Here is a 16,249-nt window from a genome sequence, read left to right as displayed (position 1 = left end):
CATATTTTATTTCAGATTTATCTCTTGTAGAGGTTGTGATCATCGATGTAGGATCTCACCTCTTCAGGAACTAAATAACGAATTGACCTGCCCTCGCCAGAAAATTTCCGAATTAAACTTGACGAAATTCCTACTAAGGGTGTATTCAATAGTTGCCAGTGAATAGTAACTGACTGCTCTTGTAGTTGTTCTTTCACTTGCTTGCATATTAACTCACTTTGAGCTATATTCTCACCACCTAGGAGTCGGGGTGCGATTAACCAATTACACATTTGAGCTATTTCTCGTCCACGATACCAACGTGGCAAGGTTTGGAAGGTATCCAATCCCACTATCCAATACCAATCACTATTGGGATAAGACGCATATAAATCGATTAATGTGTCGATGGCATAGGAATTTCCTGAGCGTTTTGTCTCTATCTGTGAAACGGTAAATCCAGAGTTAGCTTGTGTAGCTAATTGCAGCATTGCTAACCGATGCTCAAACAAAGCTGCTGTTTTGTGAGGGGGATGGTGTGAAGGCACCCAAATTACCTGTTCTATAGGTACTTGATGCAAAGCTGTCTCGGCTATAAGCAGGTGTCCCAAGTGAATTGGGTCAAATGTGCCTCCAAAAATCGCCAGTTGCTGCATCTAGTTATGCCTTGAGATGATGCTACTGAGAATCATTTTCACCGCCAATGATCTTTTAATCAATTCATGCCTTGGCTTGATGAAAAATATCAAGCGACTTAGCTACGAATAAATATACTAATGTAGCAAACACCAGTGAGGAATTTCCCAATATGTATTTCAAGTTACAAGGATTTCTTTCCCGATGTCAGGGAAAGTTCCTGAATAATCATAAAAACAGTTTAGAAATAGCAAAAACCTGCAACCAAGGTAAAATCATTCTCAATCAACGAAACCTCAGTAACAATTTCCGAGAATATCAAAGTGGAACTTGATATAGGAAGTAGTTACGGTAAAAAACAAAATCCTGTTATGATACGCGTGTCATTTGTGATGTTGGTGTGGTGTTTAAGAGGAGTTATCAATGAGTAATACGGTAGATTTTAGCGGTAGACCATTTCATTTTATAGGAATTGGTGGGATTGGTATGTCTGCTCTGGCATACATCCTGGCAAAACGTAAATTGCCAGTATCAGGTTCTGATCTAAGACCAAATCATATTACTCGGAAGTTGGAATCTATCGGAGCACATATTTTTAGTAGACAAGAGGCTAGGAATCTGGAATTTTTTCATCCCCAGAGAGAGCCTAATGCAGTAGAATTAAAAGCACAAGAATTTGTTCCTACTGATAAGACAAAACTACCTCAAGTCATTTGTTCAACAGCAATTAACTCTCAAAATTTAGAATACAAAGCCGCACTGGAATTAGGTTGTCCAATTTTACATCGTTCCGATGTACTAGCAGCTTTGATAGCTGATCACCATAGCATTGCTGTAGCCGGAACACACGGTAAGACTACAACCAGTAGCATGATTGGTTATATGTTACTAGAAGCTGGTGTAGATCCGACAATTATTGTAGGTGGTGAGGTAAATGCTTGGGAAGGCAATGCTCGTTTAGGAAACAGCCCCTATTTAGTGGCTGAAGCCGATGAATCTGATGGTTCTTTAGTCAAGCACGCACCTGAAATCGGCGTAATTACTAATATTGAATTAGATCATCCTGACCACTACGACACATTAGAGGAAGTAGTTGATATCTTCCAAAAATTTGCCCAAGGTTGCAAAACCTTAATTGGCAGTATTGATTGTGCTACAGTGCGCGATTTGCTACGCAACGCCTCCGGCGATCGCCTCAAACCCACAATCACCTATAGCTTACATCCAGACACCAACGCTGATTATACCGTCACTAACATCGATTATCGTGCTGATGGTACTACCGCCCTAGTATGGGAAAAAGGTAAAGCTTTAGGCGTGTTGAAGTTAAAATTACTCAGTCGTCATAACCTAAGTAATGCTCTAGCAGCAGTGGCAGTAGGCCGCCACTTGGGTTTAGAATTTGGTGAAATCGCCAAAGGCATCGCCACCTTTGAAGGTGCTAGACGACGCTTTGAGTTTCGCGGTGAAGTGAATGGTATCACTTTCATAGATGATTATGCACATCATCCTAGTGAACTGCGGGCGACGCTAGCTGCTGCCAGGCTGCAAGCTAGGCCAGGGCAAAGAGTCGTTGCTATCTTTCAACCCCATCGTTATAGTCGCACATTAGCGTTTTTAGAAGAATTTGCTCAGTCTTTCACCCATGCTGATTTGGTGGTGCTAACTGATATTTACAGTGCAGGCGAACCAAATTTGGGACAAATCAGTGGAGAACAATTGGCAGCAGCAATTGCTCAAGAACATCCACAGGTAGTATATCAACCAACTTTGTCTTCAGTGTGTGAGTTTCTCTTGGAGAATCTGCACCGTGGAGACTTGGCACTATTTTTGGGCGCGGGGAATTTAAATCAGGTAATTCCTGAGATGATCACCACACTTTGTGAGCTTGCAACAGCCACATCATAAAGCGGTTGGTATGACACAACAACGTTTCTTGCACAAGGGTTTTATCTATTAACTCGATTGCTGTGCTTCTACGGCAGATAAATGTAAAAAATGCACAAATAATTGATGTAAATATGAAAATTTACCAGGCAGATGGAAACACCTGCTCATCTCCTGCATCGACAGTAGAAAAACAGGAAAACAAGAGTTTAGTTGAACGTCAAATCATTTACTTACCGGGTACTAATTGCGAGATTAAATCTCAAACTTTATTATCTGCGTATACTTCTTATCGGGTGGGGGGAGCAGCTGAATGGTACGTTGCTCCACGCAACCTAGAGGAATTGCAAGCCAGCATCAAGTATGCACAAGCAAATAACTTAAGAGTGACAACCCTAGGCGCAGGTTCAAATCTGTTGGTAAGCGATCGCGGTATCCCAGGCTTAGTGATTGGGACTCGCCATCTGCGCTACAGTCACTTTGATCAGCATACAGGTCAATTAACTGTGGCGGCTGGAGAATCAATACCGAGTTTGGCATGGGCAGCCGCCCAACTAGGATGGCAGGGGTTAGAGTGGGCTGTGGGTATTCCCGGAACCGTGGGCGGTACCGTGGTAATGAATGCTGGCGCACACAATAGCTGTATCGCAGAGATGTTAGTGAGTGCTGAGGTACTATCCCCAGATGGGACAGTAGAAACTCTCACCCCGGCGGAGTTAGGCTATAGCTACCGGACATCATTATTGCAAGGTGGCGATCGCGTCGTGACTCAAGCCACCTTCCAACTCCAACCAGGAGCCGATCCTGCCCAAGTTACAGCCCTCACCAAGCAACACAAACAACGTCGTCTGAGTACCCAACCCTACAACTTCCCCAGTTGTGGTAGTGTATTCCGCAATCCTAAACCTTATGCAGCCGGGTGGTTAATCGAACAAACAGGTTTAAAAGGCTATCAAATTGGTGGCGCACAAGTCGCCCATCTCCATGCCAATTTTATTGTTAATCGTGGAGGAGCAAAAGCTAGCGATATTTTTGATCTCATTCGCTATATCCAGTATGAAGTGCAGGAACGCTGGTCAATATGCTTAGAACCAGAAGTCAAAATGATTGGTGAATTCCAAGCAGCTTGATGAGAGACTAGAGGCTAAAGGCTAGGGGATAAAGACAAGAAGTAGGGGAACTTCAGGGGCAGAGGATAAATCTTCATTTCCAGTCCCCAGTCTCCAGTCCCCGTCCTCTACTAATTATTATTGACATACTCCCCGTCCTAGAAGTGCGGGGAACCTCAAACCCATTTTTTTGGTAAAAAAATAGGCAAATTACCGACCACCTCTATAATTGAATTTGATTTGTTATTCAAAGCACAAGCGGACAATCAGTTATGACAGGAAAAGGACAAGGATTTGGCTTTGGCTTAGGAAAAATGAAAGAACTAGCCGAAGCATTTAAGAAAGCACAACAAGTTCAAGAAGGCGCAAAGCGACTTCAAGAAGAATTGGAGCAAATGGAAATTCAGGGCGAGTCTGGTGGTGGACTGGTGAAGGTAATTGTCAGTGGCAACCAAGAACCCAAACGTGTGGAAATCTCCCCGGATGCACTAGCACAAGGTGCAGATATGCTTTCTGACCTAGTGACAGTGGCGATGAAAAATGCCTATGAAAAGTCTACAGCAACTATGCGGGAACGCATGGAAGAACTCACCAGTGGTTTAGAATTGCCTGGTTTTTAGCTAAATCAGCAGCCCTAAGTCCTAGGGCGTTCGCATACAGTCCCGCCCAGAAACTCTGGTGTGGGATGAATGCGGGTGAGACGACGATTCCACCCCCAAATCAACTGACAACGGACATTAAACCATTTGATTGGCCCGAAGCACCATCCCCGCCCGATGAAGGTGGGGATTTTGGCAAAATTAGGAAAAAGCAGAAGAGGGAGTACAACTCCCTCTTCTCAATCAAGTAATTAAATTCAAACCAGATACTACCTACACGCGGCCACGGCTGGGTAGCATAGCGATGGGGTTAACTGCTCCCTTACCTGACGGATGAATTTCAAAGTGACTGTGGGGGCCGGTGCTGAAACCAGTGTTACCCATGTCAGCAATTTGCTGACCTTGGCGGACTTGTTGACCTATTCGTACCAAGACCCTGCTGTTGTGAGCATAACGAGTTAAGCTACCATCAGGATGGCGGATATCTACGAGAATACCGTATCCTCCTCTATTCCAGCCAGCTTTTTCGACTACGCCATCAGCAGACGCATAAATTGGTGTACCAACGGCGTTGGCAATATCAATTCCTCTGTGCATTCTTCCCCACCGCCAACCATAACCGGAGGTGAGTACACCTTTTGCCGGCCAAATATAGGCTACGGAAGAGTTGGAAGGAGGTGGTGTTGCCTGGTCAATTGGTTGTGGTAAATACTGGTCTACTGCTGCCAATGGTGGCAGCTTGGTGGGAGATACAGTTGTTCCCCGCATCCGTCCTAAAGAATCGTTGGCATTGATACCAGTAGGAGGTGTTGCTAGCCGTTGACTCGGTGTGTTGCGGGAGGAATTCAACTGACTAGCTCCATTGTTAGACAAGAACTCCGGGTTAATCGGCTCATTATTCAGAGGACGAATCGCACGAAATTCTGGCTTAACGGGTTCGGGTTGATTTGCGTAGCTCGGTGTAAGTGGGCTGGGAACAGCAATCGGTATAGCTAAATTTTTGCGGTTAGCTCTGGGTTGAGATGCTGTCACGCTATTGGGAGTAGCTACGGGAATTGCTACAGCAGCATTTTCGCTTTCAGTGGTAGCTTCTGGGATAGCAGTATTTCCAGATTTTTGAGCGCGGTATTTTTGTTGTAATCTCTGAATTTCTGCTTGTAAGCTCTGGAGGCGTGGATCGCTTTTGGCTGTGGCTGTTTGATTAGCTGGTTGTTTGCGCTGCTGTGTTGCCACCACATCTGATGGAACTGGAGTCTCTCCACCCATGCCTTGAGCGTCAATATTATCATTATCAGCATTATCAGCTGCTGTTTCTGGCGCAACTAGATCATCATCTGCTTGGGTGGGGCTGTTGTTAGTTGCTGGTGTCGGGACGATGATTCTGCTGTTATCCGCTATGACTGATGTTTCTCCAGTGGTTGAGTTGCGGTTAACACCAGCAATGCTGACTGGAAAAGTAGCTCTGTCGGGATTATTGCCATACTCTAGGCTAGGGGAATTAACCACCACTGGTGTTTCAATGGTAATCCCTCTGTTGACTGGAGCCGCAGGAATGACAATTTTCTGACTGATTTGCAGCTGATTAGGATTGCTCAGACTATTTGCTTGAATTAATTCGGAGATGGAAATATTGTGTCTTTTCGCGATCGCCGCTAATGTATCTCCAGGTTTAACGTTATAGGTTTTCTGCTGGGATGACGCAGGAATTGTTGATGTCACTGGTGCAGTTGTCGCTGCTGGCTGCACTGGGATATTAATTGCCTGCGGCTGTTTTAAACTTGATACCAGATTGTTTGGGCTACCAGCAGTCACATTTGCTGACTGTTCGATCACTGTGCCACTTGTGCTGAGGGGCGGCATTTGATTTGCTACAGTTGTAGGCTGTGTTAACTGCGTAGTAGTTTTTGATAAATCTTTGGACTCCTCAGACCGCAACTCCGCCAGACTTTTTCTTAAACGGTTCGATTTTTCTTGTAAACGATTGAGCGCAAATTCTTGCTGGGCCTTAAGTTTAGCATTCATTTCGCCACTGGCAGATGTGCTATTGGCTACTTCTGTTTGTGGTTCTGTTTTTATTGTTTTAGTTTGATCAACAATCACACTATTAGCATTAGCAAGTGGCTCTCCAGACTCTTTGGCGGCTGTAGTCTCTGTCTGCGCCGATGGAGATGGCTCTTGCTTGGCAGTGTTTGGGGAAAAGTTCTCTGCGGTAGCAGCCTGTACAGACATTCCACTTGCCAGAACTTGCCATTTGGCTTCAAGCCCAGGCACCTGTGAAATTGCTGTTGGTTCTACTATCACCTGATTATCTGGCACGCTTGCTGAGATAACTATGGGGTTGCCCAGCTTGCTGGCAGCAAATTTCACTTCTTGATCAGAGTCAGCAGAAATAGTTGAGGCGGCTTTTTGGCTGCCTACTGGGGCTGCTGCTTGGGCTTGATCGCCTTGCCGAGTCACCAAGAGACCAGTTGCTCCCATTGAGATGGCCAAGCCAATCATCGCGGCTTGTGTTTGCGCTCGACGGATCATTTTACTATTGGATATGTTTAACTGATCTGCCGGGGCATCATCGCTGCTAGGGGTATTTTTCAGCACAGCCTTTTCTCTTTTTTTCAATGCTCGTTTCAAAGACGACCTCCTATGATCACTAGCGCTTAACTGACCTCAATTTTCCAGCCTGATACTTGTCCATAATTTTGTTCACATCACACGATATCCCAAAATTACATTCACCAGAGTTGCTTATGCAAAATTTATCCTGCTTCTCTGATTTAGACAAGTTCACATCTGTTAGCAAAACTTAAACTTGCTCTGCTTACCTGTCTGTTTCGCTCCTCACATCCTTTAACAGTTTGCTGTTTACAGTTGTCTTTGCCTGTGTTGCTGCTTGTGGTGTGACTGAAAAATACCTCAACATTATGTCCGGTACATTGTCACGCCAAGAGCAGTTGTTTGGTTACGACTTCTGGAAAAGAGATGTCCCTTGCTGTAGATATCTTCAAGGTTTTTTTCCCTGATCCGTCTTCCCAACACGAGACTTTAAGTTGATTATTCCCTAAAAGGCAACCGTACAAACTCTCAACATTTTTTTAGCTTCCCAGAGACAGCTATCCCACCACAATAGTTCAAATGCTTCATAAGAAAGGGTTTTCAAGTTTTTGGTTCCTGAAATCAGACAATTTGAATTCATCAAAATCTATCATTCAAATTCGAGATCGGATGGAATTTGATATACAGATTTCTTATATCAACCCACCTCAACATTTGTGGCTTTTTACGTATAATTACGTTTGACACTATCAATTTCAGTATTAAGAGTTACTTAAATTGATTCTTGATTTTAGAAGTTGATTTTTCAATCAGCCTGATTTTGTAACGAAAATATATATTTTGCACAAGTAACTCTACTTAAGCAAAATATGTTTAACTATTACAGTAAATAACCTAACTGACGACGAGCTTCAAACAAACCTATAGCCACACTGACGGAAAGGTTCAAACTGCGAACCCCTGGTTGAGCCATAGGAATGTATAAGGTGGTATCACAAGCTGAGAGAACTTCTGGTGATAAGCCAGCAGTTTCACTACCAAACAGTAACCAGTCATCGTCTTGATATTGGTAGTCAACATAGTTATGACTGCCTCTTACAGAAAATCCTAACCATCTGCCACCGCGCTCTTGACGTACGTTTTGAAAGGCTTCTAGCGATTTGTGATAGTGCAGTTTGACGTAAGGCCAATAATCTAAACCGGCTCTTTTGAGGTAGCGATCGCTAATTTCAAATCCCAATGGCCCGACTAGATGTAACTCTGTATCTGTAGCAGCACAAGTACGGGCAATATTACCTGTATTTGGGGGGATTTGCGGATTAACTAAAACTACCTGCGGCATTTTTCTGAGAAATTTTATTTGTATAAAAAACTATTTTTACCATGTAAAATCTACCAATAGACAGAGGTTGACCATAGGTTTTGTTAATAATTGTCAAGCTGTACCTATTGATTAGATTTTTAAAACGCAAAAATCAGGTTGAAACAGGGAATAGGGAGTGGAGGAGCAGGGGAGCAGGGGAGCAGGGGAGCGGAGGAGCAGGGGAGCGGAGGAGCAGAGAAGAGAAACTAATGACTAATGACTAATGACTAATGACTAATGACTAATGACTAATGACTAAATAAGATGATTTATTTTCCTGAAAATTTTGCTATTCCCAGGAAAATCACGCTGCAATCAGGTAACTCTCTATGCGACTAGAGGCGAACACAACTTGTTTTGTAGTTCAATTTCCCGTTCGCGGGTAGCTGTAATCGCTTGGTTAATCACTCGCTGGGAGTCAAAACCAACTCCATGCAATTGTAGCCAGTGTTGAGCTTCATTACCTTCCCGCAGGATTTTGTGTAAGGGAGAGAGGAAACAGCTAAAACCTTGCTGTTTAGCGATCGCCCAAACTTCCTTATATAATTCAGCAATCCAATCTCTGGCGATGATGCTGCGTCCATCTTGCCAGTGTTGTAATTGTGCATCTAGACTCGCACTAGCAGCCGCTATTTCGTTCTGAGTGGTAATTGTGATTAGTTCTTCGGGAGAAAATATACTTTGGGTTAACGGCTCAATTTCAGGATTTTCGATGATTTGCAAGATTCGCGCTTCCAAGAGGGCTGTAATCGCTAGCAAGGCGATGGGATCTGTGACTAAATCACAGATTCTCAATTCTAAACGATTGAGATCGTAGGGACGGCGATCGCCATTTGGCCTGACTGACGCCCACAAATGACGCACGTTTTGCATTGTTCCTGCTGCTAGTTGCTGTTCTACCCAGTCAATATGATGGGCGTGACTTTCAAATAGGGGAACGTAGGCGGGTGTTTGGGGGAAGGTAGCCCAACGGGTGGAATGATAACCTGTAACTTTGCCATCTAAGAAGGGAGATGAGGCACTCAAGGCTAAAAATAGCGGTGCTTCCAGACGAATTAAGCGACAAGCCCGTATTAACACTTCTGGATCATCAATACCTATATTGATATGAACGCTAGCGGTGACTACTTTGGTGTTGTAAGTATTTTCTATATAGTCGTGATATGGGTTGCTGGGATCGGAACGAAAAAAGCGATCGCTTCCACCTAAAGATAAGGTACTTCCCGGAATGAGGGTATAATCTCCCAATTTTTCCAGATATTTCCGCAACTCGCGCCGGGGACGTAGCAAGGCGCATAACAGATTTTCGTAATTTTCTGATGGATTGGTTGTGTATTCTACATTGCGGCTATCTGGTTCGCGCACAAACCCATCCAACTCTGCCACAATCTGATCCGAGAGACCGACGATTTCACCTTGAGGCGTGCCGGTGTACATTTCAATTTCAAAGCCTTTTAATAAGACCACTGCTTTCTCCTCGGCTCTCCCAGCCTATAAATTGTATCGAATTAGACGGTTGTCTACATCGACTATCAGAGCTAATTTAAAGTTAAAAAATATGAAACTTTAAACAGAGGTTAACGACTTTGTTACCTCATACACATAAAATTATGAATGTCAAGAATAATATCCCTGGTTCATTGATAATTTTTATTAATTATCTAATTTTGATTTAATTAAATAATTAAATAATTGATAGAGAAAATCAAGGTTGAGTAATTTTCCATCAGTGATGGGAAGGAATGCCCGACTGATTGCATTTTGAATTCTGATAACTTCTTTAAATACTACTGTTTAATATCTTCTCATGAAATGCTGATTTAGATAGCAGTAGATTACAACCTATACTGACGGTAAACCTCACTAGCTGCACGATGTACTAAGGAATGCCGCCAAACTAAAGACTGCATATCATCAGCGTATCCGCCACCAATGACACAGGCGACGGGGTAGCCAGCACTAACACAGGTACTTAACACCTGCATTTCTCGACGGAAAAGCCCAGTATCAGTTAAAGCTTGATAATTGCTAGTTTATTCGCTGTCTAATTGTGTTTATATGTACTCACGCTTCTTTGACCTTGGGCTTTAATCTTTTCCCAGACTGGGAGAAGTTCTAAGCAATTGTTATCCTCGATCTGTTTAAGTGCTAAATCTTCCATACCTAATGAAGCCCATACGCACAAAGAATTGATCGCCATCTGAGGATCACGCACTTGTAAAGCTTTTTGCCATAATGTTTGAGCGTGGTCTTGAAAGCGATGAGACAAAAACTCGTAGGCTTCTTGTACTTGATTCGGAATTGTCACCTTATATACTGACTCCCCTCGTGGTAGGTAGTCACCACGGTAGGAAAGCCAGTTATGAGATCCACATAGATGAATCTCTTGATCAACTATTATTTCTTTAACGTGGGAGTCTCCCAACCAAAATATGTTTACACCGGGTAAACCATCAGGTGTTTTTATCGCCTGTAGTTTTGCTTCTACTTCTGGCGGTATTGGTCTGTCTTCATCTTCTTGTCGTCGTGCAATTCCATGTCCAATTAAAATCCAAACTCCGCGATTTACTAATTCTTGTAGTAGCTTGAGAAACTTTTCATCTACAACAGCAGCACTGACCCAAGGGGAATATATGAGAATTTGACGTTTTGCTGATTTTAATACTTCCCAAAAAGCTTGATTAATCTGTCTATCTCTTAATTGAATAGCTGTACCATTTTCTATTGATTTATCTGTATTTGAATCTGTTTCTGTCTTATTGTCTAGTGCTTTTTGTCTAATTTTTTCAACTCTAGCTTCTATTTCAGCATTTTTTCTTTTAAGAGTCACTTCGCGTTCAAAATTGATGATATCATCAGACAAACGACACAATGATTGTAGCGAAATTCTCTCTTCAGCTAAAAGTGATTGTAGCTTGGTTGTTGCAGATTCTAAACTTCTATTACCACTGCGTACTTGAATATTCAATTTATCATCATTGGCATCGAAAATTACTAATACTTCTATTTTTCTCCAAATTATTTGGCTCGGTGAGTTAATTGTACATGAATTAATAATTTTTCCCTGTTCTGGAACATGAAGAGCTAAACTAGAAGCCTGAATCTTTTGCTGTAGATCATCTAATGGTAATGAGATAACATCATTATTTTCTTGTTCAATGGTTACAAAATCTGCTAAATTCGGCAGTGACATTAAGGCATTATCTAATAAATCCAATGGTTCATACTTAAAAATAATATTCTCTTCTAAAGGGCTGGTAATAGCATAAATCTGTACTGCGTATGGTGGTTGAGGTACAGAACCCCTCTCATAAAACAAACGACCTTCAGGTGTAACAGTAATTTCTGAGGTATTTCCTATAACTTGTAATGATTGCAGTGTAGAAATCGTACTTGTTATAAATACAGTATCAAGACCAAGCACAGATGCTAATTCATCTGCTGTTGCTGGGGTGTCAAATTCAATTCCGGCTCGAATAATGAACTCTTCAAGTAGATTAAAATTGCGGGCTTCTTTAATAGTTAACTCTATAGGAGTTTGGTAGAGATTATATCGAAATTGACGTGCTGCTAAGACTGATAAGCTAGAACTTTGTGCTTCAATTTTATCTACTAAACTTTTCAGATTTTCATCAATAGGTTTAGCCGCAGATGCGAGAAACATCAATCAAACCTCCTTGATGACGGATAACTTGAGAAACTTGAGAGTACATATTGCCAACTTTTCCGCGTTGACCAGTAAATAATTCGTGACAGCCTACAATTATTAGTAGTTCTTGAGCGCGGGAAAAGGCTACATTAACCCGTTCTGGCTTTTTAGCAAATCCCACATCTTGAACCTTATTGTTGCGAACCATACTAACAATCACCACAGGTCTTTCCATACCTTGAAAGCGGTCAACTGTACCAGTACGAATTTGTAAATATGGAAATGATTCAGAACGCAGTCTTTCATCAATTTTTCTGAGTTGTGCGCCATAAAATGTAATTACGGCAATTTCTTTTTTTGGTTCACCATTAGTCACCTTATTAGCCCAAAGATTATTAAAATGGTGACACAAAGTTTCAATCACATCAATTTCTTGAGGATTAATAAAAGAAGTACCCTTTTTTTTCTCTCGATAATCAGGACTTATAGGTGTTTTTATCCAAACTAGATGGTGTTGTTCTTGAATAATTTTATCTGCTAAATTATGAGCGCGTTTTGTATCAGGTTCTAAAATGCCAGACTCTAGTTTATTGTCATAAAACTGATTGATTGCACCCATAATGAAGGGGTGCATTCTATATTGTATAGTTAGCATTTGCTTAATGCTTTGATCAGCAGACTCAAACTGAAGTTTAAAAAGAGACTCTTCTAAAAATTCTAGTTCTTCACGTGTACTACCAATTGCTTGGGCAACTTCTTCTAAAGTGTTAGTATCGAGCATTGGTGGTAATTGTTTATGGTCGCCTACCATAACTAATTTTTTACCTTTTAAGGCTGGAATTAGTAACTCTGGAGGAGTACATTTACTAACCTCATCAATGATAACGACATCAAAATATTTAAATTCTTGATTAAAATGAGGATTAGCAGCCTGAACGCAGGTAATACCAACAACATTGGCATTATCTAAATAAATTCGTCTCAAATCATTGCGATCGCTTTCTGATGGTTGACGTAGTTTTTGAATCCAATCTTGAATAAAGTTCTGATATCTTGTTAAATAAGCTTCTTCATTTTTTAGTTGCTCTTGCCAAGAATTAAACTGGTTTTTAACTTTATATAGTGCTTCTATGGAAAACAAGTCATTAGCAGAAATCTCAATTTTAAATTTATCAGGTATTGTTTCCCATGTTGACTTCCACCAGATTCTTTCTGCTGATAACTCATCTAAGTTTTGCTGTAAGATAACTATAATCTCGCTGAGTTGCTTCTGATATTCTGTCAGTTGGTTGTTACACTTTGATTGTGTTGATTGTATATGTGATATTTTATCTATCAGCAAAGATTTAATTTTTGAAAGCAACGCCAAATGATTTATTAAAGATAAGACATTTTCTAGTTGTTTGATTCGACTTTCAATAGGATGTATTTTTGCTGTAAATTGTGGAATATCAGCTAATATATTAGAGGTATTGTCAAGCATTCTTGCAACTGCAACCCGCAATTCATCTGGTAAATGTGAGAATTGAGAAAGCTCTTGCAATAGTGCGATCGCTCTTTTTATCTTAAAGTCTGCTTCATTCTGAGAAATTCTTAAAGATTCTTGAATTGCCAGGATTTGTTGTTGACAATTATCTGCCAAACTTACCTGTTCACTTAATTCTCTTTCTAGCTGTTGTTGAGTTTGTTCTGTTTCAGTCTGTAATTGATTCAGCCATTTGAGCGCGTTTTTATTAATACCTGGTACTAATTCGTTTGTAATCTCAGTTATAATTGATTCACTATCAATCGGTTTAACTCTATGAAGTATAATTCTAGTTTGCCTTTTAATAAACTCAAGGGTTATTGACGCACGGTAACGACGGCTATATGGGCGTAATATTTTAACAATTGGCTCTAAGTTTTTATAATTAACAGCAAATGCAATAATCCCTTCAATAATCTGTTCCCATATACCCAAAGGTTTCTCAATTTCATCAATACTATTTTGTGCTAGTTGCTTGAGTTTAAAAAGAGACACAACAGAATCTATTTCTTTAATAGCAATCATCTGAGAAATATCAGTTTCTCTGAGTTTGCTATTCCCTAATAAATTTTGTCCTCTTCCTACTAAATCTTTTATTTGTCCCAGCAGTTTATAAGATTTATCCCATTGACTATATTGCTGAATCAATTCATTAAATTTTAGTTGACAATCAGCAAAAGTATTTTCCCAGCCTGGATGATTATATTTCTGTATAAGTGTTAATAATTCTACAGGAATTTCTATTAATTCAACTGTAAACCTTTGACGGTTTTTAAAAGATTGTTTCAAGCTGTTAAACACATTAGATGCTGCTGTACTTAGCCATGTATCTAGTGAAATTTCTGCGGAATTGATTTCATACTGACGTTTTTGTAATTTCCTAATTTTTTGTTGTAAGCTTTGCTGAACACTCATAAATTCTTCGTGGTTTGAATTAAGTTCAGCAAAAGATTGCAAATTTTGTCTATGAGTCTGTGCGGCTGACTCAGCTTCAATCATAGCTGTAACTGTATGATTCGCATAATCTAAAGCTGTCTTCAATTCAGAAATGTTGACGGTGGCTGTATTATGTAACCAAGCAGCTAAACCAAATAAGCTAACATTTGGGTGGATTATGCCAAGTTCAGAAGCTAAATTGACTGCTATCCGAAGATTTGCAGAAAAGTCTCGAACATAAATATCTGTAGATATATATGACAAAAGGCTATTCCATAAATTGACAAGTTGTGATTCTTGCCAGCCTACTGAAGATTCTTGATTTAATAAATTATCTACAGCAACCTTGAGAGATTCAACCTCAGTTATTTGTGCTGTTAGTTGTTGATATTCATTAGTTTTGTTTGTACAGGCTAACTCTAAATTAGCTTTGCGTGTTTCTAATAGGCTTTGTTTTTGTTGGAATATCTCTTCTAATTTCAGATATTCTAAAAATCGTTGTGATAATGTCAACAAGTGATGTAAGATTTTTACATTGTCAAGTCTTTGTCCAAGGTTGTTTTCACAGTAAGTAGCTGTATTTTGTAGCCACGTATTAATTACTTTGTCTTCTAAAAATTGCTGTCCTTCCTCTCCTACTTTTTCAGCTTTCCCCTTTCTTACAGCCCGAATTACAGGGTTGTGAACTAATCGACTCAGGGCGTTATCTACTGCTAAATTAGCTTGAGAAGCAATTAAAGTACGTCCACCCCGCAGAGCAACTTGATAGCAAATTTCAGCAATTACAGTAGTTTTACCTGTACCTGGTGGCCCTTGAATCAGAGCTAAATCCTCAGATGCAAGCACCATTTCTACTGCTGCTTTCTGGCTAGGATTAGCGGATGATAATAACAAATCCTCTGGTTGAAGTTGAACAATATTTTGAATTGGTCTTGCTTGGGAAGCGTCGAATAAGAAATTTCCTAAGTAGGGGTTTTGGGTACGACCTTGATTTAAGTCTTCTAAAGCTTTTTCTTTACGACGAATCTGTTGTATATCACCAGCAGCTTGAAAATATAAAAATCCTTGAGACGGTAGTTGATAAACCCCATCTGCCATCTGTTCTGCTAATTCACGTTCTAGCTTCACGCGAATACTACACTTCTGAGAATCAAATCCTTCAATCAATCCTAATTGGCGACTATCACGCCAGTTTTTTCTATCAGGAACAGTCTCAAACAACCTGATATCTTCATTTTTTGCCCGTCTTACCCGTTGCCAAAAATCTTCCGCATCAAGGGAATTTTCTTCAGCACCGTCAACAGTCGCTGAGTCTACATTAATATCAAAGCTGATGGTTCTGGTAGCAGAGCCATAATTATGACCTGAAAAAAATACACAAAATTGACGTGCTTGAGCAATTTTTTTCTCTATTTGTAAAAATGCTTTCCAGGCTTTAATCTGCTCCTCTGTAGGTAGATGATCACCATAGATGGGCATTTTAGCTATTCTATTTAGTGCTGCTGATGGAATATTAATTTGGTATTTGTAGTTTGGCAGTAGGCGCAAAAGACAAGGTAAAGCATAGCCATCGCCATAACCTGATTTAGTTTCTAACAACCGAGTAGAAAGTATTTGTAAACCGCCATATCCATTTTGTTCTACAGCAGCTCTTAATCCTAGAGTTTTTCCCAGGTTTTCAAGTCTTGAAGGAAGTAACGCATCATCTCTATCTGTGGCTATTGTTAATTCCCAAATTTCTTCTCCGTCTTGTTTTCCTTGCCCTTTGCGGCGTACATAAAATAGGCAAGGTTTTTGTCCAAACAATTCCTTCATTAATTCATTAGCACGCCCTCGCCTTTGCTGAAATTCTGAATAAGCCTCAAGAACAGTTTGACCTTCAAGCTCACGAATAAGACGGTCAATTGCCGAACCTAGCAAATTATATCCCCAATCTTCGGATGATAATTCGTAGATGCTGATTTTGGGATTGTCCATCAACAAAACCTATATGTGCCAATAGGGTTCTTTAGTTTA

At 40.6% G+C, this 16,249-nt stretch carries 9 protein-coding genes and 1 pseudogene; 3 read left to right on the top strand and 7 right to left on the bottom strand.

The features are described from left to right. Nucleotides 1–17: 17 nt before the first annotated feature. Nucleotides 18–635 carry a nicotinate (nicotinamide) nucleotide adenylyltransferase gene (gene nadD, locus AACS98_RS22585; RefSeq protein WP_066384370.1) on the bottom strand — a complete coding sequence of 206 codons (618 nt, stop codon included), beginning with the start codon at nucleotides 633–635 and terminating at the stop codon, nucleotides 18–20. A gap of 403 nt (nucleotides 636–1,038) precedes the next feature. Here nadD and murC point away from each other — a divergent pair, with 403 nt between their 5' ends. From murC to AACS98_RS22570, 3 genes are all read left to right on the top strand, one after another. After that, nucleotides 1,039–2,523, top strand: coding sequence for a UDP-N-acetylmuramate--L-alanine ligase (gene murC, locus AACS98_RS22580; protein WP_066384368.1), 1,485 nt, complete (start codon nucleotides 1,039–1,041; stop codon nucleotides 2,521–2,523). A 113-nt stretch (nucleotides 2,524–2,636) separates the two neighbouring features. Further along, a complete protein-coding gene (gene murB / locus AACS98_RS22575) occupies nucleotides 2,637–3,632 on the top strand; it encodes a UDP-N-acetylmuramate dehydrogenase (RefSeq protein WP_066384358.1) in 996 nt (331 codons plus the stop codon). Nucleotides 3,633–3,883: 251 nt separating this feature from the next. Then, entirely contained in the window at nucleotides 3,884–4,231 is a 348-nt protein-coding gene (locus AACS98_RS22570) for a YbaB/EbfC family nucleoid-associated protein (RefSeq protein ID WP_015141415.1), read from the top strand. A gap of 252 nt (nucleotides 4,232–4,483) precedes the next feature. On the opposite strand, the gene AACS98_RS22565 is transcribed toward AACS98_RS22570, so the two are convergent. From AACS98_RS22565 to AACS98_RS22540, 6 genes and pseudogenes are all read right to left on the bottom strand, one after another. Continuing rightward, nucleotides 4,484–6,805, bottom strand: a complete 2,322-nt coding sequence (locus tag AACS98_RS22565) for a peptidoglycan DD-metalloendopeptidase family protein (RefSeq protein WP_232317215.1) — start codon at nucleotides 6,803–6,805, stop codon at nucleotides 4,484–4,486. 835 nt (nucleotides 6,806–7,640) lie between these two features. Then, nucleotides 7,641–8,102 (bottom strand): tRNA (cytidine(34)-2'-O)-methyltransferase, encoded by a 462-nt coding sequence (locus tag AACS98_RS22560; protein WP_066384352.1) that lies wholly within the window; start codon nucleotides 8,100–8,102, stop codon nucleotides 7,641–7,643. Nucleotides 8,103–8,450: 348 nt separating this feature from the next. Beyond that, entirely contained in the window at nucleotides 8,451–9,590 is a 1,140-nt protein-coding gene (gene gshA / locus AACS98_RS22555; protein WP_066384347.1) for a glutamate--cysteine ligase, read from the bottom strand. A gap of 368 nt (nucleotides 9,591–9,958) precedes the next feature. Further along, nucleotides 9,959–10,141: pseudogene (locus tag AACS98_RS22550) on the bottom strand (histone deacetylase); the annotation flags it as partial. Nucleotides 10,142–10,167: 26 nt separating this feature from the next. Further along, a complete protein-coding gene (locus AACS98_RS22545) occupies nucleotides 10,168–11,787 on the bottom strand; it encodes a hypothetical protein (protein WP_066384344.1) in 1,620 nt (539 codons plus the stop codon). After that, nucleotides 11,765–16,210 carry an AAA domain-containing protein gene (locus tag AACS98_RS22540; protein WP_066384343.1) on the bottom strand — a complete coding sequence of 1,482 codons (4,446 nt, stop codon included), beginning with the start codon at nucleotides 16,208–16,210 and terminating at the stop codon, nucleotides 11,765–11,767. Before AACS98_RS22540 ends, AACS98_RS22545 begins: the two co-directional genes overlap by 23 nt. Between the last annotated feature and the right edge of the window lie 39 nt (nucleotides 16,211–16,249).

It is taken from the genome of Anabaena sp. CA = ATCC 33047 (assembly GCF_963870205.1).
Taxonomy (GTDB): Bacteria; Cyanobacteriota; Cyanobacteriia; order Cyanobacteriales; family Nostocaceae; genus Trichormus.
Note: the sequence above shows the minus strand (reverse complement) of the source record. Positions and strands in the feature narration are given on the sequence as shown.

Coding starts and splice junctions, on each gene's coding strand:
- AACS98_RS22560 (WP_066384352.1), bottom strand. CDS start 8,102: ATGCCGCAGGTAGTTTTAGTTAATCCGCAAATCCCCCCAAATACAGGT.
- AACS98_RS22570 (WP_015141415.1), top strand. CDS start 3,884: ATGACAGGAAAAGGACAAGGATTTGGCTTTGGCTTAGGAAAAATGAAA.
- nadD (WP_066384370.1), bottom strand. CDS start 635: ATGCAGCAACTGGCGATTTTTGGAGGCACATTTGACCCAATTCACTTG.
- AACS98_RS22545 (WP_066384344.1), bottom strand. CDS start 11,787: ATGTTTCTCGCATCTGCGGCTAAACCTATTGATGAAAATCTGAAAAGT.
- murB (WP_066384358.1), top strand. CDS start 2,637: ATGAAAATTTACCAGGCAGATGGAAACACCTGCTCATCTCCTGCATCG.
- murC (WP_066384368.1), top strand. CDS start 1,039: ATGAGTAATACGGTAGATTTTAGCGGTAGACCATTTCATTTTATAGGA.
- AACS98_RS22540 (WP_066384343.1), bottom strand. CDS start 16,210: ATGGACAATCCCAAAATCAGCATCTACGAATTATCATCCGAAGATTGG.